This is a genomic window from Fibrobacter sp., assembly GCF_017551775.1.
Lineage (GTDB): Bacteria > Fibrobacterota > Fibrobacteria > Fibrobacterales > Fibrobacteraceae > Fibrobacter.
Genome location: NZ_JAFZKX010000110.1, coordinates 87,215 through 112,991, shown reverse-complemented (window position 1 = coordinate 112,991; position 25,777 = coordinate 87,215). Strand labels below are relative to the sequence as shown.

The 25,777-nt window shown below is 55.2% G+C and carries 23 protein-coding genes, 1 tRNA gene and 1 pseudogene; 7 read left to right on the top strand and 18 right to left on the bottom strand.

All coding sequences use genetic code 11. The features are described 5' to 3' along the window. Together IK012_RS13280 and IK012_RS13275 are read left to right on the top strand one after the other, a co-directional pair. Positions 1-238 (top strand): annotated as a pseudogene (locus IK012_RS13280) (hypothetical protein); the annotation flags it as partial. After that, positions 238-1,314: a TIGR04133 family radical SAM/SPASM protein gene (locus IK012_RS13275; protein WP_290955397.1), complete on the top strand. Its 1,077-nt coding sequence runs from the start codon at positions 238-240 to the stop codon at positions 1,312-1,314. The pseudogene IK012_RS13280 and the gene IK012_RS13275, both read left to right, overlap by 1 nt. Positions 1,315-1,324: 10 nt before the next feature. Here IK012_RS13275 and IK012_RS13270 read toward each other — a convergent pair whose 3' ends face one another. The 5 genes from IK012_RS13270 to rpsU all read right to left on the bottom strand — a co-directional run bounded on the left by IK012_RS13270 (position 1,325) and on the right by rpsU (position 5,651). After that, positions 1,325-2,854 (bottom strand): sigma 54-interacting transcriptional regulator, encoded by a 1,530-nt coding sequence (locus tag IK012_RS13270; protein WP_290955396.1) that lies wholly within the window; start codon positions 2,852-2,854, stop codon positions 1,325-1,327. A 3-nt stretch (positions 2,855-2,857) separates the two neighbouring features. Next, positions 2,858-3,586 (bottom strand): hypothetical protein, encoded by a 729-nt coding sequence (locus IK012_RS13265; RefSeq protein ID WP_290955394.1) that lies wholly within the window; start codon positions 3,584-3,586, stop codon positions 2,858-2,860. A 74-nt stretch (positions 3,587-3,660) separates the two neighbouring features. Beyond that, complete coding sequence (locus tag IK012_RS13260; RefSeq protein WP_290955392.1) at positions 3,661-4,719, bottom strand: acyltransferase family protein; 1,059 nt, start codon at positions 4,717-4,719, stop codon at positions 3,661-3,663. 102 nt (positions 4,720-4,821) lie between these two features. After that, positions 4,822-5,292 (bottom strand): GatB/YqeY domain-containing protein, encoded by a 471-nt coding sequence (locus IK012_RS13255; RefSeq protein ID WP_173383492.1) that lies wholly within the window; start codon positions 5,290-5,292, stop codon positions 4,822-4,824. Between the two features lie 149 nt (positions 5,293-5,441). After that, the gene (gene rpsU / locus IK012_RS13250; RefSeq protein WP_014546541.1) at positions 5,442-5,651 is read right to left on the bottom strand and encodes a 30S ribosomal protein S21; all 210 of its coding nucleotides are present in this window, start codon (positions 5,649-5,651) and stop codon (positions 5,442-5,444) included. Positions 5,652-5,864: 213 nt separating this feature from the next. Between rpsU and IK012_RS13245 the strand changes: the two genes are divergently transcribed. From IK012_RS13245 to IK012_RS13235, 3 genes are all read left to right on the top strand, one after another. Beyond that, the gene (locus IK012_RS13245) at positions 5,865-6,653 is read left to right on the top strand and encodes an SPOR domain-containing protein (RefSeq protein ID WP_290955390.1); all 789 of its coding nucleotides are present in this window, start codon (positions 5,865-5,867) and stop codon (positions 6,651-6,653) included. Between the two features lie 81 nt (positions 6,654-6,734). Continuing rightward, on the top strand, positions 6,735-8,051 hold the full coding sequence (rimO, locus tag IK012_RS13240) for a 30S ribosomal protein S12 methylthiotransferase RimO (protein WP_290955386.1): 1,317 nt from the start codon (positions 6,735-6,737) through the stop codon (positions 8,049-8,051). Between the two features lie 179 nt (positions 8,052-8,230). Further along, positions 8,231-8,302: transfer RNA gene (locus tag IK012_RS13235), tRNA-Arg, on the top strand. 57 nt (positions 8,303-8,359) lie between these two features. On the opposite strand, the gene IK012_RS13230 is transcribed toward IK012_RS13235, so the two are convergent. The 4 genes from IK012_RS13230 to IK012_RS13215 all read right to left on the bottom strand — a co-directional run bounded on the left by IK012_RS13230 (position 8,360) and on the right by IK012_RS13215 (position 12,936). After that, entirely contained in the window at positions 8,360-8,677 is a 318-nt protein-coding gene (locus IK012_RS13230) for an AzlD domain-containing protein (protein ID WP_290955383.1), read from the bottom strand. After that, on the bottom strand, positions 8,674-9,396 hold the full coding sequence (locus tag IK012_RS13225) for an AzlC family ABC transporter permease (protein WP_290955380.1): 723 nt from the start codon (positions 9,394-9,396) through the stop codon (positions 8,674-8,676). Before IK012_RS13225 ends, IK012_RS13230 begins: the two co-directional genes overlap by 4 nt. A 147-nt stretch (positions 9,397-9,543) precedes the next feature. After that, complete coding sequence (locus IK012_RS13220; protein ID WP_290955373.1) at positions 9,544-12,279, bottom strand: cellulase family glycosylhydrolase; 2,736 nt, start codon at positions 12,277-12,279, stop codon at positions 9,544-9,546. Between the two features lie 219 nt (positions 12,280-12,498). Next, positions 12,499-12,936 carry a hypothetical protein gene (locus IK012_RS13215; RefSeq protein ID WP_290955371.1) on the bottom strand — a complete coding sequence of 146 codons (438 nt, stop codon included), beginning with the start codon at positions 12,934-12,936 and terminating at the stop codon, positions 12,499-12,501. A 33-nt stretch (positions 12,937-12,969) separates the two neighbouring features. On the opposite strand from IK012_RS13215, the gene mltG reads away from it, so the two are divergent. Next, positions 12,970-14,043: an endolytic transglycosylase MltG gene (gene mltG / locus IK012_RS13210; protein WP_290955369.1), complete on the top strand. Its 1,074-nt coding sequence runs from the start codon at positions 12,970-12,972 to the stop codon at positions 14,041-14,043. Between the two features lie 130 nt (positions 14,044-14,173). Here mltG and IK012_RS13205 read toward each other — a convergent pair whose 3' ends face one another. From IK012_RS13205 to IK012_RS13170, 8 genes are all read right to left on the bottom strand, one after another. Beyond that, positions 14,174-16,453, bottom strand: a complete 2,280-nt coding sequence (locus IK012_RS13205; protein ID WP_290955367.1) for a patatin-like phospholipase family protein — start codon at positions 16,451-16,453, stop codon at positions 14,174-14,176. 76 nt (positions 16,454-16,529) lie between these two features. After that, a complete protein-coding gene (locus IK012_RS13200; protein ID WP_290955365.1) occupies positions 16,530-17,537 on the bottom strand; it encodes an ATPase, T2SS/T4P/T4SS family in 1,008 nt (335 codons plus the stop codon). A 12-nt stretch (positions 17,538-17,549) separates the two neighbouring features. Next, positions 17,550-19,166: a type IV pilus twitching motility protein PilT gene (locus IK012_RS13195; RefSeq protein ID WP_290955363.1), complete on the bottom strand. Its 1,617-nt coding sequence runs from the start codon at positions 19,164-19,166 to the stop codon at positions 17,550-17,552. Beyond that, positions 19,163-19,966, bottom strand: coding sequence for an ABC transporter permease (locus IK012_RS13190; RefSeq protein WP_290955361.1), 804 nt, complete (start codon positions 19,964-19,966; stop codon positions 19,163-19,165). The genes IK012_RS13195 and IK012_RS13190 overlap by 4 nt, the downstream gene beginning before the upstream one ends. Then, entirely contained in the window at positions 19,953-20,876 is a 924-nt protein-coding gene (locus IK012_RS13185) for an ABC transporter ATP-binding protein (RefSeq protein ID WP_290955359.1), read from the bottom strand. Before IK012_RS13185 ends, IK012_RS13190 begins: the two co-directional genes overlap by 14 nt. Positions 20,877-20,884: 8 nt before the next feature. Next, a complete protein-coding gene (locus tag IK012_RS13180) occupies positions 20,885-21,184 on the bottom strand; it encodes a hypothetical protein (RefSeq protein WP_290955357.1) in 300 nt (99 codons plus the stop codon). Positions 21,185-21,295: 111 nt separating this feature from the next. Continuing rightward, positions 21,296-22,975, bottom strand: coding sequence for a putative transporter (locus IK012_RS13175; RefSeq protein WP_290955355.1), 1,680 nt, complete (start codon positions 22,973-22,975; stop codon positions 21,296-21,298). A gap of 73 nt (positions 22,976-23,048) precedes the next feature. Next, entirely contained in the window at positions 23,049-23,603 is a 555-nt protein-coding gene (locus IK012_RS13170) for an FISUMP domain-containing protein (protein WP_290955353.1), read from the bottom strand. A gap of 137 nt (positions 23,604-23,740) precedes the next feature. Here IK012_RS13170 and IK012_RS13165 point away from each other — a divergent pair, with 137 nt between their 5' ends. Further along, the gene (locus tag IK012_RS13165) at positions 23,741-24,625 is read left to right on the top strand and encodes a LysR family transcriptional regulator (RefSeq protein WP_290955349.1); all 885 of its coding nucleotides are present in this window, start codon (positions 23,741-23,743) and stop codon (positions 24,623-24,625) included. Positions 24,626-24,676: 51 nt separating this feature from the next. Here IK012_RS13165 and IK012_RS13160 read toward each other — a convergent pair whose 3' ends face one another. Beyond that, a complete protein-coding gene (locus IK012_RS13160; protein WP_173344500.1) occupies positions 24,677-25,765 on the bottom strand; it encodes a radical SAM protein in 1,089 nt (362 codons plus the stop codon). Positions 25,766-25,777: the final 12 nt, after the last annotated feature.

Sequence of the window (25,777 nt, the reverse complement as noted above, 5' to 3'; positions counted from 1 at the left end):
TATTACCGAGACGCAGCAGGTTCCCGAATGCACCGCTGACCAGCTTTGCGCCAAGTACGGCGTAGTGGTCGTCAAGGAAACCGTCTACAAGTGCGACGACGGCAAGGTTTACAACGAAGCCGAATTCCGCTCCAAATACAACATCTTGGACGGTGCCGTCGACCTGTACGGATGCCCGAGCGACATTTGCGGCCCCGACACCACGATTGACAACGCCAAGCCCCTTTACGGCATCTAATGCATCTCGGACTCAAGAAACGACTTGCGCTCGAAGCGCACCGCCTTTACCGTCATAACGAAATCAAAGCACGCCAGCTGACGTACTTCTTCTGGGAATGTACGTTGCGTTGCAACCTGCACTGCCAGCACTGCGGCAGCGACTGCGTCGCCGATGCCATTCCGGACATGCCCCGTGAAGACTTCATGAAGGTGCTGGACGGAATCGCCCCGCATATAGACCCCAAGAACTTCATCGTGGTGATTACCGGCGGTGAACCGCTGATGCGCGCCGACCTCGAGGAATGCGGCAAGGAAATCAAGGCTCGCGGCTACCCCTGGGGCATGGTCACGAACGGGCTCGCTCTCACGCCCGATCGATTCACCAAGCTCATGAACGCAGGCCTCCGCTCGCTTACCATCAGCCTAGACGGCCTAGAAGAGAACCACAACCTCTTCCGCGGAAACCCGCACAGCTTTGAACGCGCCGTACGCGCCATCCACATGGCGGCAAGCGTCGAAGAACTCACCTTTGACGTGATGACCTGCGTGAACAAGAAGAACTTGAGCGAACTCCCGCGCATCCACAACCTGCTCGTGAATCTCGGCGTCAAGCACTGGAGAGTCTCGAACGTGTTCCCGAAGGGCCGCGCGAAGGACAACCCGCTATTCATGCTCACGAACGACGAATTCCGCCAGGTGTTCGAATTCATCCGCGAGGCAAAAAAGCAGGGCCTCATCGACGTGAACTACGACTGCGAAGGATTCCTCGGCAGTTACGAGAAGGTCGTACGCAACCATCCATTCTTCTGCTGGGCCGGCGTGAACATTTCGTCGGTTCTATGCGACGGGAGCATCTCGGCATGTCCGAGCCTGCGCGGCGACTACATCCAGGGCAACATCTACAAGGATGACCTGTGGGACGTGTGGCAGAACCGCTACCAGGTGATGCGCGACCGCAGCTGGGCCCGGAACGGCGAATGCAGGGATTGCAAATACTGGCGTTACTGCGAAGGCTCCAGCCTGCACTTACGTGACGAGAAGACGAAGGAAATCGCCTACTGCCACGTAAAGCGTCTCGAAGACGCCGGCGTATAAAGCGACTCCACTATTTTCCAAAACCAGCGAGGTCTATGCCGAGCTGGTTTATTTTGTATGTAAGGATGCGCGACGTGGTAGAAAGACTGCGGGCCGCGGCGGCCACCTTCCCCTTGCTGCTCTTGAGGGCGTCGCAGATGATGTCCTTCTCGTAGGCTTCCACCATGAGCTTCAGGTTGCCGTTCACGGGCGTCCCGCTCGTTTCTGCCGTCTGGAGCGTGGTCGGGAAATGGTGCGGGTAGATGACGTCCTCGTCGGCGACGAGCACCGCGCGTTCAATCCCGTTCTCGAGCTCTCGCACGTTTCCGGGCCACGGGTAGCTCATGAGCATGTTGATGGTCGTACGCGCGAGGCGACGCACGTTCTTGCCTACAATGCGGCAGTAGTGCTCCACAAAATGGTCCGCCAAAAGCACGATGTCCGTCTTGCGGTTGCGAAGCGGCGGCACGTAAATCGGGAAGATATGCAACTGGTAGTAAAGGTCTTCGCGGAAGGTTCCCTCTTCGACCATCTGCTGCAGGTTCTTGGTGGTGGCCGCAATCACGCGGACGTTCACCTTCTTCGCGATGCGGGCGCCGATGCGTTCGACATCGCCATGCTGCAACAAGCGCAAAAGCTTCACCTGCAGGTTCGGCGAGAGTTCGCCCACCTCATCAAGAAACAGCGTACCGCCTTCGGCCTGTTCCACGCGGCCGGGCGTCTCGGCAAACACGCCGACGAGGGCGCCACGCACGCTGCCGAACAATTCGCGGTCCAGCACGGATTCCGGCATGGAGGCGCAATGGACGCGGACGAACGGGCCCATGCTGCGGTCGGAACGATAGTGGATGGCTTCCGCAACGAGCCCCTTGCCCGTACCGACCTCGCCCACAATCAATGCGGGGAGCGGGCTCTTCGACACCTGGTCGATCTGCGCATACACGCGCTGCATTTCGCTCGAGCGCCCGATGATGTTGTCGGGCTGGAAGCGATCCTTGAGTTCGAGCGTCAGGCGTTCGTTTTCCGCCTTCAAAAGTTCATTTTCTTCGCGGGCCTCGCGACGGAGCTTCACGGCCGCCGCCAGCATCTGCGCGATGATTTCAAGCAGGCGAAGCTTTTCAGGAAGTTCCTCTTCGACCGGATTCTGCACGTCGGCACTGAAGGCGCCGATGACCTGGTGCTCCATAATCACGGGCACGCAGAGGAACGCCTTGTCCTCGGTCTTGCCGCGCCCCGTTCTATCCAAGAAGTCCGGATCCTTCGCAACCGAGGGAATGATAATCGGCTTGCCCGTCTCGACCACGCGGCCAGTAATGCCTTCGCCCACCTTGTAGCGGCCCTTGCGCGCCTGGCGACTGCTCAAGCCTTCCGCGATTTCAATCGAGATTTCACCCGTGTGTCGGTTGTAAAGAGTGAGGGTCGCATGCTCCACGCCCATCGTAGATTCCACCACCTCCAAAATCGGGTGCGCGACGCTCTCAAAGTCGAGCGTCTGGTTCAGGATGGAACTGATCTTGTAGAGCAGTTCCAGTTCCTGGATTTTGGATTGAGTGTTGGGCATAGGTTATTTAAGAAGGCTATCAAGTTTGCTTACATCAACTTTTTCACCCGTTTTTACACAAGAGCCCCGGTCCAGTCGGCCATCACTAATTTCACACTCGATAGCCTTTACACCCCTTTCGGAATATAAGGTCCATATTCCACTATACCTCACAGCCCCTTCAGTATCGTTAAAAAAATCTCCATGGAATTCGGACATCTTTTCACCATTATCATAGTATTGGAACTCTTGTTTCTTTTCAACGTCCATAACATAGGTTATTCGACCATCGACACGATGGACTTCCTTCGTGACCCGTCCACCGATATGCCATACCTCAAAAAAAGCCTTTTGCTTCTCGCCCAGTGCATCATCTTTTTCACCACCAAAATTCACGTGAACCAAATAAACCGTCGCACTTTCATCACCGTCGCGTTTCATGACGGCATCCATTATATAGCCTTTGACCAAATTAAACTTTAGATGTTTCTTGTAATCAAAATCATCTCTGTGAATAAAATCAATCAGGAACTTGCGCACGGCAGGATGAGTTTTCTCATGGATATCCGCAAGGGTCAAGTCGCCCGCACTAACATCATAGAGCGTATCGAGCCCGACATTTTTCTTATACGCTTTCGAAAGTTCCGGTGCGAACGTCGCCTGTTCTAGCCGATACATTCGAAGGAAGAAGCCCGTACAGCCCGTCAGCTGGAGGGCAAACAAAATAACCATCAGAAAAGACAGTTTACGCACAATATTCTCCTTTAATATTCCTCAAAGATTTCTAGAAATATTTTTCAAAAGAAATATAAAACAATTCTAAAATACTATGGAACGATTCTTCTTACAACAGGAATCTTCCTGAGGCACCATGTAAAAGCCATGATAATCGGAATCATCACAAACGGTGCGCCCAGACGGTACAAAAGGGAATTCCTGTCGATTGAAGGATTTCTGACCGCAGCGTCAAGCAGGATAAACTGCAAAAGGTATATCTCGAAGGCGTACCGCCCCAGGACCTTCACGAACTTGGAAAGGAGTTCCCGCTTCATCACCCAGCGGCCCACATCCTTCAAGAAGACGAACACGCTGACCGCATACAAAACCGACGGAACGTTCTCGTAACCCTTGAACGTCGTGACGACGTGACCCGCTTTGACAGAGAGCACGTAAGACCCGATGATATGCAGCAAGAGCCCCGCGAGGCCCGCCACATGGATAATCGCCTTGTGCCACCTCTTAAATTCATAATTGTGGAGCACCCATCCAAGCAACGGCCATATCAAGAATCCACCCAGCGTCGCGACATTGAACATGATGTTCAAATCCGAAGAGAACATGTTCTTCAGGAACGGGAGGAAGATGTTGAAAACGAAAGTCGCTATGACCAGGTAAGAGAACACGAGCATCCTCTTGCTCTTCTCTACGGCAGCATAAAGCGGCATGCACATGTACATGATGAACAGGGCGTAAAAGAACCAGTAAATGCTGACGTAGCCGTTGCCCGTCAATCCCTGGTACACCGACTTGATGGTGACTCCCGACCAGGCCCGTTTGCCGTAGTACAGGTCGATTCCCAATGCAACGAGGCTCCAGACCAAAAACGGCAACATCGTCTTCATGAACCGCCTGGCAAAGAAGCGCTTCATGGAATAACGGTCGAAGAAATCCATAAGCGTAATGCCGCTCACCATGAAAAACAGGGGAACGGCAAAATAGAACACGCATTCAATGATGTTAGCGGAGAACCAGAAGTCCTCTTTCCCGGTATAGAACCAGAAGCAGTTGTTCGTGTGCAGCGTCAGCACCGCGAACGCGGAAACCACGATGACGAAGGTGATGTAGTCCGTCGACTTCTTGTTTTCCGCTATTTCAGATGTTGTCATTTCTGCTTATTCCGTGAGCCACAAAGCCTCAGGCATTAAGCTGAGGCGGTGGCGAGAGCGAGGCGAATGCGTAGGTTCTTTACCTGCGATAGAGCCGAGCGGTCACTTAAGAGCTTCCTGAACCAAGGCGCTCGCGCGCTTGGCGTCGAAACGGCCCTTGACCTTCGGGGAGAGTTCCTTCATGATCTTGCCCATGTCCTTGGGGCTCGCGGCACCGGTCGCAGCCTTGATTTCGGCGATGAGGGCCTTGACCTCGTCCTCGGTCATTTCGGCAGGCATGTACTTGCGGTAGAGCGCGATGCAGGCCTCTTCGGCCGGAACCTTGTCCATGAAGCCGCCCTTCTTGAGGATCTCGATGGCTTCCTGCTTCTGCTTCACGCTGCGGGCGAGAACGTCGACGCACATTTCGTCGGTGATGCTCTCGGTAATCTGCGCGGGGGTAGCCCCCTGCTTCATGGCTTCGTTCTTGATGTCGGAATGGAGGGTGCGGAGGGTGCCGAGCGTTTCAGCATCGTGAGCCTTCATGGCGGTCTTGATATCATCGAGAATCTTTGTAAGGAGTGCACTGCTCATGTTTTTACCCTTTGCGGAACATTCCGCGGTTGATAATCTCTAGAAACACGCAATGAGCCACCGGTCATAGACCGACGACTCACGGATTCAGTTGACGCTTTTACGTAAACGAGCGACGACCAATACTTCCCGGCTGAGCGGGGGCGGTATTAGTAGAGGCGCTTGCGGTTCTGGTCAGCGATTTCCTTAAGACGCTTGCGACGAGCAGCGGTTTCGATGCGCTTCTTTTCTTCGGAAGGCTTTTCGAAGCGCTGACGCTTCTTGACATCGGAAATGATGCCGTTCTTTTCGCAGGACTTGGTAAAACGCTTGAGAGCGCGTTCGAAAGGTTCGTTGGACTTAACAATAACGCCGATCACGATAATCCTTTGGTTAAATTAGAAATTCGTTTTTTGGATAGCCAAATATATTTATTTGAATAGTTTTCGTCAAGGGCACTACAAAAAGGGGCAAAATTCGGCCGTTTTTGCGACATTTTTTTCCTTATAACTTGCTTATCTTCAAAGACTTATATATATTTTTACATGAAAAAGCCTTTTTTCGGCTCATAGGTTCATTTTCCGGAGATTTGAATGAAAAAGACATGGTCGCTCACCTTATGCGCCGCTTCTATTGCAGGAGCGCTCCTCTGCAGCTGCGGTGAAGAAGAAAAAATCGTTCCCGAAATGCAAAAAAGCACGCCCGCTCCCGTAGAAAAGAAGGTGGAACAGCCGGCGCCTGCAGCCGAAGAACCCGAACTGGTGCCCATCCAGTCCCTTTCCCAGAGCGCACCGCAAGAAGAACAGGCGGTCGAGCCCGCCAAAACTGAAAGCGCCCCCGTAGCGACGACTGGCAGCGTCCAGCAGCAGAGCGAAGGCGCATTTGTGATCCAGGTGAGCATCCAGCCTTCGAAAAAGGGCGCCAACGCCATTATCAAGAAACTCGCAGAACAAAACATCAAGGCCTACTTGGCCGAAGTCGAAAACCCGGGCGAGCTCGAAGGTACATACTACCGCGTACGCGTGGGATTCTTCCCGACATACGCCGCCGCACAGGAATACGGCAAGCAGGTCCTTTCCGCACTGAACTTCCAGTGGTGGGTAGACAACAGCAAGAACGACGATGTCGGCAACCCCGCCGGCGATTACGAAGAAGAATCCAGTTCTTACTACGCTCCTCCGCAGGACAACCAGTCCACACCGGAACCCGAGCCAGAACCCGTGGCCGAACCTGAACCGGCACCCGCGCCTGCTCCGGCTCCCGCACCGGAACCTGAACCGGCGCCTGCACCTGCTCCGGAACCGGAACCTGCTCCCGCTCCGGCACAGGAACCCGCCGCTCCCCCTGCTCCGCCCGCAGACTTCGTGGACGACTGGGAATAAGGAAAAACCTTTCAAAACAAAAAAGAGCCCCGCAGGGCTCTTTTTTTGTTGTTCAATGACGTTTTTTCTAAATTTGACACCATGCCTACCAAGAAACCCAAAGTATTCGTCGTCCATTTAGGATGCGCCAAGAACCAGGTCGACGCGGAGAACCTCGTCGGCGAAATGCTGCACGCAGGCTTTGTCACCTGCGACTCGGCAACCAAGGCGGACTACATCCTGGTGAACACCTGCGGGTTCATCGAGGCCGCGAAGGAAGAATCCATCAACGCGATTCTCGCACAAATTAAAGGCAAGAAGGCAAAACAGAAACTGATTGTCTCGGGCTGCCTTTCGGGCCGTTACGGCGAGGAACTCATCAAGGAACTGCCCGAAGTGGATTACTGGGTAGGCACGTACAAGCCGGGCGAACTTTTGAAGAAGATGGGAATCGTCGCCCCGCAAAGCTGCGACGCGGAAAACCTCCCGCGCATGAACCTCGGCGGCTTCAAGCACCACGCCTACCTGAAGATTGCGGAAGGCTGCAACCGCCGCTGCGCCTACTGCGCGATTCCCCTAATCCGTGGCAAGCAGGTATCGCGCAGTATCGACGATATCGTCGAAGAGGCGAAGAGCCTCGAGGCGCAGGGCGTAAAAGAAATCACCCTCATCGCGCAGGACACGACCTACTTCGGGCGCGAAAAGGGCAAGAAGGGCGGCACGCTCGCCCAGCTTCTGAAGGCGATTCTCGACAACACGAACATCCCGTGGATACGCACGCTGTACTGGTACCCGATGTTCGTGGACGATGAACTTTTAGACCTAATGGCAAACGAACCGCGCCTCGTGAAGTACGTGGACATGCCTATCCAGCACGCAAGCGACAACGTGCTCAAGAACATGAAGCGGAACTACCGCAAAAAGGAACTCGTGGACATTCTGCACAAGATCCGCGAACGCATCCCGGGCGTTACCTTGCGTACAACCGTCCTGGTCGGGTTCCCCGGCGAGACGCACGAAGATTTTGAAGAACTGATGGAGCTGTTGCAGGACATCCAGTTCGACCACCTGGGCGGATTCGTATTCAGCCCCGAAGAAGGCACTCCCGTGATGGAGATGGACCTGCCGCCGGTCGACGAAAGCGATGCGCGCGCAAGGCTCGACGCGGTAACGGACTTCCAGGAAGAACTCGACGCCGAACGCGCCGAAGCGATGATAGGGAAAAAGGTCCGTGTCATCATCGACCAGGTCGCCGAAGAAAGCGAATACCACTTCTACGGACGTACCGAAGGCAACTCGATGGAAAACGACGACATCGTGAAGGTGCTCGAAGGCGACGCCGACGTGGGCGAATTCCGCGATGCGCTGGTGGTGGACGCCGAACCGCACGAACTCATCGTATCACTTCTTGATAATTAATAAATCCCAGGGCCGCTAGTTTATAGTTTGGCGGCGTAGCCACGACTATTTAAACTAATAACTAGTAACTATTAACGAATAACTGCACCGCAGGTGCCCAGCAACTAATAACTAAAATTACTATATTTCGCAAACCAAAACCGGATGGATTCCGCACAACGCGGAATTGCATTGGCCGGGCCCGTGTATCACAATGGATAGTGTCCCTCCCTCCGAAGGAGGTTATTCCGGTTCGATTCCGGACATGGGTACTCGAAAGGCGTTCCTGACGGAGCGCCTTTCTTCGTTTATAGCGAAACGTTTTTTGTTTATAGCAACAGCATGATGCCGTCAACACCGAGCACCGTAACGCAGGCAACCACGGCAACCCCCACGAGCCCGCGCCCAAGCAAAGACGCGATGACCGCGGCCACGAGCGCACAAGCACCCGAAAGCACGCTGTTTGTCGAATAGAGGATGGCCGGCACCGTCATCGCGGCAAGGACCGTGTAGGGCACGTACGCGAGGAACGAGCGCCAAAAGCGGCTCTTGATTTTGCCCTTCAAAAGAACGAAGGGGACCGCGCGCAGCAGGTAGGTGACACCCGCCATCACGAGCAAGAAGAGGCAATAGTCTTTCAGGTTCATGCGCCCTCCTTTTCTTGTTCGGCATCTTCCTCGTCATCTTTAACCGGGAACAGCGCCGCCCCGATGAGGGAGGCGACCAAAGCGCAGATGATAATTGCGAAGCCGACGGTAACGCCGCTCAGCGCAGGAACGAACTTGAACGCGAAACTGCATGCGATTGCAATCAGCACGGCGATGAGCGTGGGACGATGCGCCTTCATCTGCGGGACGACAATCGCGATGAACATGCCGTACAGCGCAACGCCCAGGGCATTCGTCACCACCGCGGGGAGGATTTCGCCACAGATGGCACCGCAGAGCGTACCCGAAGACCAGCCGATGTAAGGGAGCACCATGAGGCCCGCAAAGTACCGCGCCGTCACGGGCTCGGTCTGGCTAACCGCAAGCGCATAGATTTCGTCGGTGATGCCCGTAGCGAGCAGCAGGCGCTTACCCGTGCCAAAGCTGGGAGCCACCTTCTGCGACAGGGAAATCGCCATCAGGCTGTAACGCAGGTTGATAAAGAAAGTCGCAATCGCCATCTCGATAAAGGTACCCGCGGCATCCGCCATAATCTGGAGCCCCGCGAACTGCCCCGCCGAGGTGAGATTCGTCATCGAAATAAACGTAACCAGCGGCCAGCTCAAAAACTTCGAGCCCGCAATCCCGAACGAGAACGAGACCGCGAAGTACCCGAGCCCGATAGGAAGACCACCTTTTACACCATTTGAAAAAGTCATGCGGCAAAATATAGAAAAAATTTATACCATATTTATGCAAATATGCAAATTTACGCATTTTATAAGCACGAACGCAAGTAACAAGCGCAAATAAAATCCCCGCCATACATAATGCATGACGGGGACCTTAGGAGGAGAAATTCTTGATTACTTCACTAGAATACGGCGAATCATGCTGAGCGATCCCGAGCGGAGACGCACGACATAACTTCCCTGGCAGAGGGCGTCAAGGCTCACGGAGCCCGACACATGACCGAAGGATGCGACCGGCGTACCCTGCATATCGAATACCTCGACAGACATGTCGGGGGCGCCCGTCACATGGAGCGTACGGCCAGCAACATTCAGCGAGAGGGCGGACATGGAACGCGACGTTACGAACAGGGGGCCTTCGCTAGAAGAAGATTCCGGCTGCATTTCGCTCGAAGAGGACTCGGGCTCGACGCTGGAGGACGAAGCTTCGCTCGAAGAAGAGGCCGGCGTTTCGCTGGAGGACGAAGAACTGCTTGCAGGCAACACCACGTCAAACGATATATTGAACTTCTGCCCATTGACAGTCACCGTTTCCACAGCCGTACCCGGCGTAAAGCCCGCATGCACGGAACCTTCGGCCGTAACCACGTCTCCGGTCCTCTTGAATTCCATGAACCAGAGATTCCAGGTATTGCGTTCGAACGACTGCACATTGCTGAAGGTAATAGTTTCGAATGCGGCGCCACGCTCGACAGTCTGTTCCAGGCTGCCCGTAACAACGACCTGCATGTTGCTGCTGGAAGACGGAATCACGCTGCTTGAGGACGGAACAATGCTGCTGCTCGATTCCACGCTAGAAGAAGACTGCTCGGAGCTAGAGGACGCGATGCTCGAACTGCTCTTCTCGGAAGAACTGCTCGGCACCACGGAACTAGACGAAGGCGCTTCGCTGCTACTCGAGGGCGGAACATCCTTGCTCGACGAGGATTCTACGATTATGAATTCACTGCTAGAGCTTTCTTCACTCGAAGAAGACTCCTCGCTGCTGCTGGATACCGGAACTACGCTACTGCTTGATTCTTCGCTGGAAGAACTCGGCGGCTGGACGCTGGAGGAAGACCTAATAGAGCTCGAGGACATCACGGAACTCGAAGACAAGCTCGAAGACGAAGGAATGCTACTGGAGGAAGACCTCACGCTGCTGGAAGAAGCGACGCTCGAACTGCTCTTCACGGAAGAACTGCTCGACGCCGGAGACGGAACGGGCTTGAACGCCATTCCGGAACAGCGCACGTCGTCGACATACAGGTAGTTCATGCTCGGCTGCGTTCCCTTGATTTCCCAAGTAAACTTGGCAACGCGCTTCTTGGAAAGCGTCACGGGCTTTGCCCAGGATTCCTGCGACAGCATATCCCAGGGAACCGTCACCGTGGTCCACGAATTCGAAGCGGGCTTCGTAATCATGTGGTAGCCGTAATCCGTCACGGCAGTATCTTCGGCCTTGAAGTTATGCGCGGCACCCTTGTACTTGTAGCTGATTTCGTTACAGGCAGAAAGGTCATAGGCGGTCTGCGTCTTGTTCAGGGCCACGCCGAGCGCCACGTAAGGATCGTACGGGTTTTCGCCCTGTGCAAGCTTTACGCCGGTCACGCCCGCCACATACTTGGTCGAATTGCCCGCCGTGGAACCCGACAAGACCACGTTGTAACCGTTGTTCCTGCCGGGGCCATTAGAAATCGTCGAGGCGCCCTTGTCGCCCGCATCGGTGTAGGCGTACCATTCGCCACCCGTGAACGCAAAGCCGTCACCGTCTTCCAGGTCGTCGATGTAGTCGGTGTAGCCCGCCGGGAGCGAACTGGAAGAACTTGCGATAGAACTGCTGGAAGCCGGAGCGCCATCACATGCCGTGTAGGACTTTGGGAGCGAGGCGAACACATTGGCATTCACCCACTGGCCGCTCGTAGAATAAGACAGATTGTCCATGTCGCCGGTATAATAAGAGGCAGATTCCGGCTTGTTGGACACAGACCAGTTCGCACCGGAAAGCTTGTGCTTATTCATCCAGTCGAGCCAGGTCTTGCTATTACCCGCACTGTAGCCGCCATTGCCCGAAGCATCGACGGTACCCCATTCGGTCACGAACACAGAAAGGCCGCTGTTCATCGCCGAAACCGCATTGGAACCTTCCCTATCGGTGTAATGCGAGCCTGCATAGTAGTGGAACGTGTAGGCGATGTTGTTCTTGGAATCTGCGACAGGACTGCTCGCCGCTTCGTTCGGGTACTGGTCCCAGCTGCGGTTGCCCACGACAATCAGGTTGTCCGAATACTGGCGAATCGTCTTCACCACTTCATCGGCGTAGGTCTTGATAGAACCCCAAGACTGCTCTTGCAACGGTTCGTTGAAAATTTCAAAGATGACATTATCGTACTTGCCCCACCTCTTGGCCATAGTATCGAAGAACGTCTTCGCCTTATTCGCGTCGTCGGCGGCATGGTGGCTATGGTAGTCGATGATCACGTAGATGTCGTTATCGATGGCGGCCTGTACCACGGTATTCATCAAGCCCTGGTAATAGCCGGTATTCGTAAAGTAGTTGCCAGCATACCAGTCTTCATCAACACCCATGGGAGCGCGAATCAACTGGATATTCTGTTCGTTGACCAACTTGTTTATATGTTCGGCAGTCCAGAAGGGAGCACCCACATCGCTGGAAATGCTCCAGAAAAGGCTCATGCCCTGCACGGCCACCTCGTTGCCGCTAGTGACGCCCTTGCACGCACCGTAAATCTGCCCCTTGCCGCTAGAATTCTTGCCTGCCTGCAACTGGCCATACTGGCTCACCGGGCCCACTCGACCGAACGACAACACCGCCAAAACGGCCACAATCCACACACTAAATTTCTTCATAAACATCCTCATACGGGTTCACCCAAACCCACCCCTAATTTAGATTTTACCTTCCATTTTTCCACGTGATACAAAACACGAAAAAAATCTTTCCGGTTACCAAGGTAAACGGAGAAGGCTCTTCTAGAGCGAAAGGGTAACCTAGCGTTCCAATTTTCGATTGTAAAAAAAGAACCCCGCTCATAGCGAGGTCCAAAACCTGGATGAAAGCGGCAACGATTAGTTTTCGTTGTTGTGCATTTCCATCTGTTCGCGGTCCATCGTGTGACGCAGGTATTCCTTGAAGTCACGGTCGATGTTCACGCCATCGAAATCCATGTCGTCGTTTTCCAACACGAACACGGCGCTCGGGTTATCGAGCCAGCCGACCACGTCCACGCCATCGAGTTTCATGGACTTGTCACCAGCGAGAGCGGCAACGTATTCGACCTTGGACTTCGGTACCCAGCCCTGGCCGCAGCTACCCTTGACCAGAACGTCGGTATCGCCATCCTTGACGATTGTGAGCTCGTCGTTGAACCCAGCGGTGCAAACCACATTTCCACCACCCTTTTCCTTGGTGAGTTCGACGTCTCCGAGCTTAGACTTGACCTTATTCGGCGCAGCAAAGGCGGAGGCTACCATCAATGCAAGCGCAACAAAGAAAAACTTTTTCATATAGTTCCTCAGAAGGAAGGTAAATATTCAACAATGCATAAGGAATATACCTTTTATTTTTGCAATCCGTTGCATTTTCTTTTAAATTTTTACATCATGAAGAAGATTTTTGTGTTTTTTTTCGTTTTTTTGACCCTGGCGGCCCTTTTTTGTGCCTTCCAGATGAAAAAAAGGGTCAATTCCGTGTCCCTGAACGACCAGACGACCCTCATCGAGATCCCGAACGGGACCCCCGCCTCGCGCGTGGGTGAGATCCTTTCCAAGAAGGGAATCTGGACCGACGAGCTTGCATACAAGGTATGGAACAAGCTCAAGCAGCCTTCCATCCAGAAGGGCTGGTACGAGATTCCGCCCCACGTGACGCTCGACGACATCGCCGCCATCCTCGCAAGCGGTAAGACCGCCACCCGCAGAGTGACCATCCCCGAAGGCCGCGCCTCGTGGGAAATCCCCGCCTACCTGAAGAAGGCGTTCCCCGACCTGAACGAGGACCGCTGGAACAAGCTCGTCCACGACGCAAAATTCGCGAAGTCGCTCGGCGTCGACGCGAAATCGCTCGAGGGCTACCTGCTGCCGGACACCTACCCCTTCCCCATCGACGCAAACGAAGAGACCATACTGCGGCAGATGGTCGCCGCCAACCTGAAGTTCCGCGACCAGCTGGAAGCAGACCCGAGGCCCTCCAAGTGGAAAGAACTCGGCAACTGGCACAGGGTGCTCACGCTCGCAAGCGTTGTCGAAGAGGAGACGGGCATACCCGAAGAACGCCCGCTTATCGCGGGAGTGTTCCACAACAGGCTCAAGATTGACATGCCCCTCGGGGCCGACCCGACAGTGAGGTTCATCTTCAAGAACCTGACCGGGCCCATCTACAAGAGCCAGCTCAACAGCGACAGCCCGTACAACACCCGCAAGTTCAAGGGGCTCATGCCCGGCCCGATTTCGAACCCCGGGCGCAAGGCCATCGAAGCAGCGCTCCATCCGGCAAATACGGAAGCGCTTTACTTTGTTGCAAAAGACGACGGAAGCATGACGCACTTTTTCAGCAAGACGCTCGCCGACCACAACAAGTACAAGGATATCGCCGCGAAGAACCGCGGGGAGTAAGCACCTGCGGTGCTGTTTATAGTTACTAGTTATTAGTTACTGGTTACTGGTTACTAGTTACTAGTTTAAATAATCGCGGCTACGCCGCCAAACCATAATAGCGACCAGGAACTAGCAACCAGCAACTAACTTAGAACAGGTCGTAATTGCCGATGCGGATGAAGAAGTCGTAGTCCTTGAACTTCTTCAAATCGCTGAAGGTTTCGCTATCCACGATGCGGGATAGGCCCGCGTAAACACAGACGGACTTGTAAGAAAGACGCAGCGCCGGTTCGAATACGAACCTGTGCTTGCCCAGACTCGCCGTCGGGTTTTCCTCGAAATCGTGCACGTAGGCGGAGAACAGCCAGAGACCGTTCCCGTGGTAGTGCAGCCCACCCGAAAGGCGCAGCAGGCCGTACTCATGCGAAGCCAAATCGGAATCCAGCCATTCGGAACGCCACGGGGTCGGCTTGATCCTATGGCGAATGGTATTGTCGAGCACGCGATAGCCGGACGTTTCGGGATAGACGTACCCGAATCCTTCCTTGTGGAACCGCTCCGTCGCGAACGCGGCGGCCGCAGTCAAGGAAGCGAACGGCTTCGGTGAAAGCGAATACTGCACGTCGCCAAATACCGTGATGAACGTCGGGATGAACTCGTCGAATCCGAAATCGAACCCGACGGAGGTGAGCCCGAGTTCCATGTTGGCAGAAAGCCCGTTACGCGAGAACCACCTGTCGCCATCGCCCGAGAGATACTCGAGACGCAGTTTCTGCGATGCGGGGTACACGTTGTAGGAATCCGTATAGTATATCTTTTCCTCGACCTCGTAGGTCCTGTCGGCAAAGAGGAAATCGGCCGAGATGTTCACATGCTCATTGATCCTGTAATGGAGCATGAGCGAGATGTCGCTCTTGCGCTCTTCGTAAATGCGCGCCATCGCCGGGACTTCGTTGATATAGGACTTTAACGGACGCAGGTGCATCCAATCGAAGGCGACGGACAAGCCCCAGTCCTTGCTCCAGAGGCGTTCGACGGAAAGGTGCGGGGTGAACCCGAAGGTGTTCCCGCCGTAGAAGCCGGCAAGCGTAAGCGCAATTTCCATCTGGTTGACGAAGTAGAACGACAATTCGGCGTAGGCGTTGGGGCCCAACACATTCGAACCGAAACCGCCCGCGGCTATATCGAATGTCGGTTCAATGTTCGCGTCGACAAGCACGTCGCCATCGCTAAGCATATTGAACGAGACCGAATCACACGACGGGAACTGCGAAAAGCCGTAAGCAAAATTCCTCGGGGCAACAAGTCCCGTATCGGAGGCGTTCCAGTACGACTTCACCGGATTGTGCGTCTCGGAAGGAAGGCTGTCGTAAGTGGGTTTGAACTTGAACCACGGTACCGAGGGCACGCGGTTCGACGCGTAATCGACATTGCGCTTTCCGAGGGGCGCCATGTGCGAAAGTTTCGATTCGAGCGCCGAGAAGCCGGCCTGAATCCAGCCGTTGCGGGAAGAATCCGCGATCGTATGCGGGCGCACGATAACCCCAGGCTGCGTCCCGAGATTTTTGAGCACGCCTTCCCTGATGGCGCGCTTCCATGCGGTACCGCGGTATTCTCCGCGAAGCGGGGAAGCGACTGCGATGATGGCGAGTTCGTCCGGAGAATCTTCCGCGGGGAGCGAGAGGTACGGGCACACATCACCAGAAATGTGGTCACGCGCATCCTGACGGTCGAAAACGGGAAGGCTAGACATGATGTTGTCGTAGGAATTCCCGACGACGCTGTCGCAGCCGAGAACCGCAAACGGAATGCGGTAGCCTTCCTTGTGACGCAGGAGCGATTCCTGCAGGCGCAATACCGCAAGGGACGACTCGATGGAAGACGAATCCGGAGAAAGCTTTTTCAGGCGGCGATGCAGCGCTCCCGAAGAATCCACATGGACGGAAAAACGCTGGCGCAGGCTCGGGAAGCCCTTTTCCGAAACGGGAATGGCGAAGCGCTCGTTACCCGCGGAGGCGTCGTCCGCACCGAATCCGGCAAGGGAATCCAAATCGGAATCGAGAAGAATGCGCTGGATATCGTCGGGAGCGACTCCCTTGGCCCACAAAGCGCCGACATAGGCGCCCCACGACGTACCGACTATGGAATCTACAGGAACGGAATATGTCTCTATCGCATAGAGGACACCCAGATGGAACCACGGCGAATTCTCTCCACCGCCCAGATAAAGGACCGACTTGAGTGGCTTCGAAACCGTAACCGCAGCGGCAGCGGAATCAACCGGCGCCTGGACGGCAACCGTATCCTGGACAGATGCGGAATCGGCCGCGACCGGATTCGCAGAAGAATCCTGTTCAGAAACAGGAGCGGCCTGCACGGAATCCTGAGCCACGACGGAATCGGGCGTCGCAGAAAGGACCTGCAACATTTCCGAGGGATCCCCTTGCGCATGCAGCAGCGAAAAGGCCGCCAGTACGGCAACCGGGAAAAGCCTACACCAAGGGCTAGCCAAAACGAACTGTGCTCGAAACATACCTCTCCGCATCTTCACGAGCGACATAGCCAGACTTCACGAGTTCCACTATGCATTCGTCCATGAGCATCATGCCTTCCGAGGCCGACGCCGCAATAATGGAAGGCAACTTGAAGAATTCACCGCTACGGATAAGCGTAGACGCATTTTGTGTATTGAAAAGCATTTCCCACGCCGGGACGGCACCCGACTCCTCAGAGGCACCGGGCAGCAAGCGCTGCACCACCACCGACTTGAGGTAGGCCGCAAGCATGGTGCGGCAGAGGTCGCGGTCCTGCGCGGGGACAGAAGAAAGGAGCGAATCCAACACGCCCGCGGAATTGCCCGCGGTAACGCAACAGACCACCAACGCGCCCGCCTCGGCGGCATGCAGCATCGGGAGGAGCGTATCGCCCTTGAAATCGCCCAGCCATATAAGGTCGCAGCCGCTGCGGAGCGCCTGCGAAATACGGGATTCTACGGACCCGACGGAATCCTTCAGCACGAGGCTGTTCCCGACAGAAATGGGGATTTCAGCATTCGCGTCGAGCAAGCTCACGCGCAAGACACCGGATTCGCACATGGCCTTCACGTACGCCGACGCAGTTGTCGTCTTGCCGGAACACGCAGGGCCTGCGAAGACGACCAGGCCCGAACTCAGGCCGAGAAGTCCCATCACGGAATTGGGCGCACCCAAAGAATCGAACGACGGGCATTCCGCCATCAGCGGGCGGAACACGGCAGCGTTTCCGAGGGCCTCGCGGAAGTAGCGCACACGCCACCTGACACCCGCCCAGGGCCCGCAAAGCATGGAGCCGTCGTCGCCTTCCATCGCACCGAGAAATTCGCGCAACGCGCCAAACTCAACAGCGGGAGCATCCGGAACGACGCACACGCGGCCCGCCAAGCGGACAGCGGAAGGAGCGCCTTCGGTAACGATCAGTTCGCTTCCGCCGACACTGACAACATAATCCAAAAGGGATTCAATTTCTGTAGCCATCGAAATTCCTCCTTATGCCGGCCTGTACGCCGCAAAGCGACGGCTGTCGTATGCACGTTTCCAGGCTTCCGCGCCATCGATATAACCGGATTCCACGCACTTCTGCAGGGAATCGTCCAGCGTAACGCCCTGGTCCTTTTGGCTGCTGATAGCGGCCACCAACTGCGAGAGATCGCAACGGCGAATCATGTTCGCGACCGTAGACGTAACGCGCATGGCCTCGACCGCAAGCACCAGGCCCTGGTTCTGCACCACGGGAATCAGGTGCTGCACGATGACTCCCTTCAGCTGGTCGGCAAGCGTGCAGGCAAAAGCGTTGCGGTTCGATTCGGGCACGGACACCAGCAGCTTGGAAAGGAGCGCATGGATGTTGTTCCCGCCGGTCACCGCGAATACGAGCGCGCCGGCATTCGCCGCCTGCAAAAGCAGGCTCAGTTCTTCCATGGATTCCAGATGGTCGAAGCAGATGACATCGGCACCGTCGCGCATGGCAAGTTCGATACCCGCGATGCCGCTCTTCACGTGAAGCCCGACTTCTTTCTGGGCAATCGCGCCGTTCGGATTCTTGAGCAATCGTTCGATAGGCCGCTCGATAGTATGGATGTAGCACGGACGGCTTGCCGCAATCATTTCGGCAAACGTCGTGACCGTCGTGGAGCGCCCGCTCGTCGAGGGGCCGGCCACAAGCACGAGTCCGCTCGTAAGGTTAGCAAACGACTGGCAGAACGGCGGCAAGAACAGGTTGTCGAACGAGACCGATTCGCTCTGAATAACGCGGATAGAAACGCTCGGGTTCACGTCGTCCCACGTGACCGAAATCCTAGCACGGCCTACACCGGGAAGGCCGAACGTCTTGCTGAAATTCTTGCCCGCGACCACCTTGTACCCGTCGGCAAAACCTTCGGAGGCTTCGGCGAGCAGTTCCGCGACGCGCGTCTTGTCGACCGTCTGTTCGGTCGCCGGGAATATCACGCCCGACTGGCGCATCATAATCTGGCGGTCGGCAAAGAGGTAGATGTCCGTCGCGCCGAACTTGCGGGCGAACGCGATGATCTTCTTCAAGCTCATCTTCGGGAGCAGCGTATCGGGAGCCATGACCGCAGCCCCTTCGCCCGAGACAATCGCAAAACGGGAAGGCAGTTCGCCATCATCGGGTTCGCCGTCACCGGCCTCGCTTTCCGTAGAAATGCCGATGCTCGAAATGCTCGTGGTCTCGAGACCCGAAACCTTCTCGACGACCATGTTCGAAGAAGACGATTCGCCGTAGATGTTGTTGCCCTCAATCTGGAGCGCGGGCTCGGCCGCAGGCTCGGGAGCCGGCGCGGAAGGTTTAGCCTGCACGGCAGGTTTTGCCGGAGCAGCGGCAGGCCTTGCCGGAGCGGCTGGCGCAGGAGCGGCGGGTCTTGCTGCAGGAGCAGGAGCGGCCGGTGCGGGAGCGCCATTCTTCGCCTCGATGTTCTTCACGAACGCGAGCACCTTGTCGTACATCGCCGGTTGCAGGATTCCCGCCCTCACGAGCACCTGCCCAATATCCTGAGTTTCCGTAATCTCGCCCCAATGGGCGTTCACCTGGTCCTCCGTCACCACCTTGTTGTGGACAAGGACCTTCGCCATATACTGGTTTCTCATAGGAAATCCCTCCGGCTAAACCACCAGCTAGCAATCGCGAGGAATACCCCCACGTAACCGACTGCATAGACGGTGTTCCAGAACAAATACATATCCGGGAGTGCGACCCCGTGCACAACGTAGCTTGTCACGTTGTAGCGGTAGAGCCCCGGGAAAATCGCATGAATCACGACGGCAGCCTTCTCGAAGAGCGCCGTCGAGGCGTCACCCATCTCGCCCATGCGGCTAGCGAACCTCACCTGTTCCAGCAATTCGCCGCTCAGGTGTCCCGCAAAATAGACGCCCAACGTAAACAGGGCCGAAAGCACCGTACTGCTGAAACTGCTGAACAAAAGCGCGACCGCAATCACCACCGCCATCTCGCAGAAGATGAGGTAGATAGCGAGCAACAGGTTCGCCGTCGGGTCGGCATTGATGACGAACAGCATCACATAGAAAATGCACGTGAGTATCGCGAGGTGCACCGCCACCACCGCCAAAAGCCCGAAGTACTTGCCCACGATGAAGGTCACGCGGCTGATGGGCTTCGAAAGCAGGGTGAGCACCGTACGGCGCTGGATTTCTTTCTGCACGAGGCTGATGCCCACGAATATCGAAATCAAAAGCCCGGAAAGGCTCATCACCGAAAGCGTGGTGGACTTGATGACGTAGGCGCGGTCGAACACCGACCATTCACCAAGCACGATACTGAAAAGCGTAAGCGCGATCGCGAGGAACACTATGTTGTAGAGGATCTTGTCGCGGATAGACTCGCGGAAGGTATTGTGCGCAATAATGGCAATATGCTTAAGCGTCTGCACGGGCAATCTCCTCCGTCAAAATATCTTCAAGGCTCGGACGCTTGTGGTCCATCTTCTCGACAGCGATTCCATTGGAGAGGCAATAGCCGAGCAACCTGTCACGGGCGGCATCGTCTTCGCAGACGAATTCCATCGGGTGCCCTGCAAGCGAAATTCCCTGCGGTAAGTCGCTTTCGAGAATCGCCTTGCGGGTACGCACGTGGTATTCCACCCCGCACGATTCCGTAATCTCGTCCACCGTACCTTCGCGCACGATCTTGCCATCCACGATCATCGCGACCTTGTGGCTGATACTTTCCACGTCGGAGAGCAGGTGGCTCGAATAGAAAATCGTGACACCATCGCGGTTGAGCTCCATGATGGCCTCGCGCACGTCGCGACGGCCCATCGGGTCGAGACCGCTCATCGGCTCATCGAGAATCAAGAGCTTCGGCTTGGAAAGAATCGCCTGCGCAATCCCCACGCGCTGCATCATGCCCTTGGAGTAAGAACGCAAACGGCGGTCGATCCAATCCTTGTTCGCATGCAAAAGTTCGAGCGCCCAGCCTATGCGCTTGTCGAGTTCGGCACCGTCGAGCCCGACGAGCTTGCCGTAAAAGCGCAAAAGTTCGCGACCGGTGAGGTAATCGTAAAAGTACGGCTGCTCCGGAGAATAGCCGACAAACCGGCGGCTGTTCACGTCACGCGGGCTCAAGCCGTTCACGAGCACCGTACCCGAATCGAAATTCAAAAGACCCGTCAATACCTTGATGGTCGTAGACTTTCCGGCACCGTTCGGCCCGATAAACCCGTAGACACAGCCCGGCTCCACGCTGAAGCTCACGTCCTTGAGCGCAAGCTTCGGCTTCATCAAGAACCCGCTGCGGTAGGTCTTGTGCAAATGCTCAATCTTTATCATCGAATCGCCCATAGTACACCCTATGCGTCTTGGTCGTCCTTCGTTTCTTCCTTGGCGGAACTTCTAAAAGCACGATCTTCAGCTTCCTCGATTTCTTCGCGGCGGCGGTCGGCGCGGCGCTTCTTGTTCACGAAGAAATAAATCAACGCACCGACGATATAAATCAAGATGCCCAAATAGCTGACCGGATTGAGGGAGTAGCCCTCGAGCCCGGGGAATGTATTGTAAATCAGGTTGTGGCCAAAAGCGGAAAGGCCGAGAACTATCAGTACCAGGCCCAGCACGCGGAGCACGAAAGTCGCAATAATCAGTTTTTGCATATATACCTCAAAAACTGCACCTCGCGGTGCAGCGTCTTTTTCATGAAAAATACACAATTATCGAAAGAAAAGATGCCCGATTCATTCGAAACGGGCAAAAAAGGTGCCAAATCAGGCGGCAATCAGCAGAACGGCGAGCACCTGCCCGCTCAGGATGCGCAACAGCATGGTGAGCGGATAGACAGAGGCGTACCCGATGTTCACGGCCTCGCTTTCGGCCTGGCCGTTCGCGAAGGCAAGCGCGGGAGGGTCGGTAGTCGCGCCCGCAAGCACACCGCAGAGCGAAAGGTAGTTTACCTTGAAAACCAGGTGACCCACAACGGCCATGATAGCGAGCGGCAGGAACGTGATGAGGGCGGCAAGGCCCATATAGTAAAGTCCATCACCGTTCAGGAGCACGTCGAAGAACTTGATGCCCGCATTCAGGCCCACGCAGCTGAGGAAGAGCGTAAGGCCGAATTCACGGAGCATGAGGTTCGCGCTGCTCGCCATGAAGAAGTTCAGCGGGCCTATCTTGCGTTTGCGGCTGAGAAGGATGGACACGATCAGCGGACCGCCGGCAAGACCGAGCTTGAGCGGGGTCGGTATTCCGGGAATCGCGATAGGGATGCTACCGACGACGACACCCAGGAATATACCCAAAAACGCAGGCAGGATTTCGGGATGGTCGAGCGCCGTGAGCGAGTTGCCCAGCTCCTTCGCCGCAGCCTCAATACCTTCGGCAGGGCCGACGACCATCAGCTTGTCCGCAAACTTGATACGCAAATCCAGGCGACCCGTAAACTTGAACCCGCTGCGGACCACGCGACTCACGTTCACGCCGTAGCGTTCCGCGAGGGCGAGCGAACCGATGGTGCGCCCGAGAATCTTCTTGTTCGTCACGAGAATCGTCTTCACCTGGATAGGCTTCGCCGTGTCGGAAGCGAACTTGGTGATGGGCGTATCAAGCCTACCGCCGATAATCTTCTCCATGGCGGCTACCGCATCGGGCATGCCCACGATATGCACCTTGTCGCCTTCCTCAATGACCGTCTTCCCGTTCGGAGTGAAGATGTCGTTGCCACGCAGCAGGCGGGTCACCACGACACCGCTCGAAATCAAGTTCGGGATATCTTTCAACTGCGTACCGAAGAGATTGCGGTTGTCAACCGTGAGGCTGCAGGATTCAATCTCCTTGGCCGTAGCGGCGATGTCCGCGGCGTAATTTTCAGCAGCCTTGTTCGGGTTCTGCCTGAATACGATGCGCACGAGAATCATCACGAGGATGATGCCGATGACGCCGAACGGATATGCAACAGCGTACCCGATACCCGTAAGGGACGTGTCCACCCCGGCCGCGGCAAAGGCTGAATTGGCGGCGCCAAGGGAAGGCGTGTTCGTGACGGCGCCACAGAGCATCCCCACAAGCACGGGTACGTTGTTATGCATATCTGTAAACCAGTAGAGGCAGAGAGTCACCAGGACGCCGAGCAGAACGATTCCTCCCGAGAGGACGTTCAGAACGAGACCGTGACGGCGGATGGAATCCATGAATCCGGGGCCCACCTGCATGCCGATTGTATAGACAAAGAGAATCAGGCCGAACTCCTGCGCGAAATGAAGCACGTTGCCCTCAACGCGGAGACCGAGGTGCCCGAGCAGGATGCCCACGAAGAGCGCTCCCGCACCGCCCAAGCCGATTCCCTTGACCTTGATTTTACCCACCATGAGGCCAACTGCGGCTGTGAAAGCGATAACCACAACCTGCTGCCCCACCGAGGGCTTGGTAAATAAGTCGATTAGCCAAGTCATGTAAACCGTCCAATATCCAAGGGTTTAAGGTTGATGATTTTTTGTTTTGGATATACGCTGAAAGTAGGAAAATTTATTCCTTCACGCAGCGAACGGAGGCGGCAATGCTCTTGTTGAAGTGCTCGTAGGTGATTGTCGTATCGGTTACGCGGACAAGATAGGCGCGCGCATCGTCGTAGCTATCCTTGGTCCAGAAGCTAGCGCTCGAGTCCTTGTCGGCAAACTTGCCGTCGAAGTAACGGAACCCGGCGAGCACCATCTTGAATCCGTCGGCCTTCTTGAGATCTTCCACGGTAGCACTCCCGAAAGCGTCCTTGAAATCCTGCTGCGAAGGAACCGTCCAGCCATTGGGGCAAAGGCCGTTGTTCGCAGCGTCCCACGTGTAGAGGCGGCCCATGGCTTCGCAGTTGGCGTGGTCGTTGCCGTAGCAGATGCTGTTGTCGGGGACATAGTCCGCCATGTTTTCCGCCATCCAGACCTTGCCAGCGAGCGACACCGTCTTGTAGACCTTCTCGGGGCACGAAAGCGTCTTTGCGGTTTCGTCGTAGTTGCAGGTGTTGGCCTGTTCGCAGGCGGTGAAGGCCAAGGCAATGGCGGCAAGGGCCAGGGTTTTGAAATTGAGGTTCATATTTGTTCCTTTTGATTGAGATCTTTTTTGTTTCCGGCCGCAAATTTAGAACCCGTAATTCATCTTGTCTAATAGATTATTTATATTTAATTCATCAATTTTTTTTATTGATTTTTCAACACCATTCCGGAGGCCCCATGGAACTCACGCACCTCAAATACTTTTTGGAAGTCGCGCGTACCGAGCATGTGACGCAAAGCGCGAAGACCCTGTGCATCGTGCAGCCGGCGCTCACCCATGCCCTCCACAAGCTCGAAGACGAACTCGGCGTGAAGCTCTTCAAGACGCAGGGCCGAAACATCAAGCTCACCGATATCGGGGAATACTTCTACAAGAAAGTCAAGCCGCTCTACGAAGACATCGAGGCGCTACCCGCACAGCTGCGCGCCATGGAAAGCGAACAGTCCGCCACGGTGAACCTGAACGTGCTCGCCGCGTCGACGTTCGTGACCAACGCGGTTATCCTCTACAAGAAAAACGACCCCGACCTGCGATTCAACCTGGTGCAGAACGAGGAGACCACCCTGTACGACATCTGCGTGCGCACCTACGCGAAGGCGCCCGCCATAGCGAAAAACGAACACGACGAGGAGAACTTCATCTGCAGCGAGAACATCTACCTCGCCGTGCCCAACACGCCGCTGTACAAAAAGCGCGACACCATCAGTCTCAAGGAACTGAAGGAGACGAACTTCATCGGGCTTTACGGAAGCAAGCAGCTGCGCAGCATCTGCAACGAGTACTGCGAACGCATCGGGTTCAAGACGCGCATCATTTTCGAGAGCGACAACGCGCTCGCCGTGAAAGACGCCATCGCGAGCGGCATCGGAGTCGGGTTCTGGCCCGAATTTTCGTGGGGACATGTCGACAGGCGCAGAATCAGACTCCTGAAAATCACGGACACCGAATTCAAGCGCGATATCGTGATAACGCTACGCCGCAACAAGCAAGACAATTCCCGCACCGAAAAATTCTTCCGGTTCCTGACCAAGCTCATCGCGAGGAGCAGGAGGCGCAGGTAAAAACCCCGCCACAATCAATGCGACGGGGTTTGTTAAAAGTCGGAATCTAGCCTACCGGGTGTTCTTGTTCAGCAAGCCCGTAGGGATACCTTTTTCCTTAAGGAACCTTACAGCCTGAACAACTGCAGCCAAGGACTTTTCGTTTGCCCGCAAAACCTCAACAGCCTTCTTGTTGCCAGTCAAGACACTGCAAATTTCGCACGCACCGCCAAAATTTCTTTTGAAACGGATGTCGCTATGTTCTTCAACGAACTTGCAGAGTTTATACGGCCCAAGATAGTACAGCGCGTTTATCAGGACATCCTTGCTAGCCCTTTTCAAAATGGTATCGATACGTTCCTTGTTGGCATCACCAAGGTCCAGAATCGGGATGTTATCGGCAGGGATTCCGCAACACGCCCACATATGGCCCAATGGCGAAAGGACCGGTTCGACAACGACCCATTTACAAGCGCAGTCGAGCAATTCCTGATTTTCAACACCGATGAACTGTTCGGAATCCAGATCTTCGGCACGGCCGCTTTTTTGAAGCGTACTGGTATGGATGTTATAAAAAGTGCCATCCTCAGATCTCTTAAGATCCACGCTATCCGGCGAACTCGTCGAACTAACTTCAGGAAGATCTTCACCTAAATATTCCCGTATGAAATCAGGATTAATCTTATCTTTTGGCCCAAAACTGTTCGCAAGGGTAACCGAATCGAAACCGACTCCCTTGCTCGCCAGCCAAGCGTTCCGGATATTGTCCAGCGGAACAAACGGCTCGTGGTAGTCGTCAACGCTGAAGTCAATTTCCGTAAGGCCTACCTCCCGGAGTTTTTTGACGTAGTTCTGCGCGCGTTCCAAGCTCGACGCCCAGTGGGCATTTGTAACAAGACGCGTCTTTAGGAACTTCAACGTAGCATAGCGAATGGCTCGGAGCAGGTCCTCGCCCAACAATGTAGACTCGCCCCCCGTAAAAACAACAAGATGTGCATTCTTTTTTCGAGTAAACTGGTCAATCGCCTTTCGCATCTGCTCAAAGTTGAGCTTATGTTTTAAGCCAGGTTTGCAGTTCATTAAACAATGGGAGCACTTTGCAGTGCACCCATTGGTTGTAACGAAACTGAAAACACCATCGTTAAAAGGAATGATGCTCATATTTCGATTTTA

Coding starts and splice junctions, on each gene's coding strand:
- IK012_RS13275 (WP_290955397.1), top strand. CDS start 238: ATGCATCTCGGACTCAAGAAACGACTTGCGCTCGAAGCGCACCGCCTT.
- IK012_RS13270 (WP_290955396.1), bottom strand. CDS start 2,854: ATGCCCAACACTCAATCCAAAATCCAGGAACTGGAACTGCTCTACAAG.
- IK012_RS13260 (WP_290955392.1), bottom strand. CDS start 4,719: ATGACAACATCTGAAATAGCGGAAAACAAGAAGTCGACGGACTACATC.
- IK012_RS13255 (WP_173383492.1), bottom strand. CDS start 5,292: ATGAGCAGTGCACTCCTTACAAAGATTCTCGATGATATCAAGACCGCC.
- IK012_RS13245 (WP_290955390.1), top strand. CDS start 5,865: ATGAAAAAGACATGGTCGCTCACCTTATGCGCCGCTTCTATTGCAGGA.
- rimO (WP_290955386.1), top strand. CDS start 6,735: ATGCCTACCAAGAAACCCAAAGTATTCGTCGTCCATTTAGGATGCGCC.
- IK012_RS13230 (WP_290955383.1), bottom strand. CDS start 8,677: ATGAACCTGAAAGACTATTGCCTCTTCTTGCTCGTGATGGCGGGTGTC.
- IK012_RS13225 (WP_290955380.1), bottom strand. CDS start 9,396: ATGACTTTTTCAAATGGTGTAAAAGGTGGTCTTCCTATCGGGCTCGGG.
- IK012_RS13220 (WP_290955373.1), bottom strand. CDS start 12,279: ATGAAGAAATTTAGTGTGTGGATTGTGGCCGTTTTGGCGGTGTTGTCG.
- IK012_RS13215 (WP_290955371.1), bottom strand. CDS start 12,936: ATGAAAAAGTTTTTCTTTGTTGCGCTTGCATTGATGGTAGCCTCCGCC.
- mltG (WP_290955369.1), top strand. CDS start 12,970: ATGCATAAGGAATATACCTTTTATTTTTGCAATCCGTTGCATTTTCTT.
- IK012_RS13205 (WP_290955367.1), bottom strand. CDS start 16,453: ATGTTGCAGGTCCTTTCTGCGACGCCCGATTCCGTCGTGGCTCAGGAT.
- IK012_RS13200 (WP_290955365.1), bottom strand. CDS start 17,537: ATGGCTACAGAAATTGAATCCCTTTTGGATTATGTTGTCAGTGTCGGC.
- IK012_RS13195 (WP_290955363.1), bottom strand. CDS start 19,166: ATGAGAAACCAGTATATGGCGAAGGTCCTTGTCCACAACAAGGTGGTG.
- IK012_RS13185 (WP_290955359.1), bottom strand. CDS start 20,876: ATGGGCGATTCGATGATAAAGATTGAGCATTTGCACAAGACCTACCGC.
- IK012_RS13180 (WP_290955357.1), bottom strand. CDS start 21,184: ATGCAAAAACTGATTATTGCGACTTTCGTGCTCCGCGTGCTGGGCCTG.
- IK012_RS13175 (WP_290955355.1), bottom strand. CDS start 22,975: ATGACTTGGCTAATCGACTTATTTACCAAGCCCTCGGTGGGGCAGCAG.
- IK012_RS13170 (WP_290955353.1), bottom strand. CDS start 23,603: ATGAACCTCAATTTCAAAACCCTGGCCCTTGCCGCCATTGCCTTGGCC.
- IK012_RS13165 (WP_290955349.1), top strand. CDS start 23,741: ATGGAACTCACGCACCTCAAATACTTTTTGGAAGTCGCGCGTACCGAG.
- IK012_RS13160 (WP_173344500.1), bottom strand. CDS start 25,765: ATGAGCATCATTCCTTTTAACGATGGTGTTTTCAGTTTCGTTACAACC.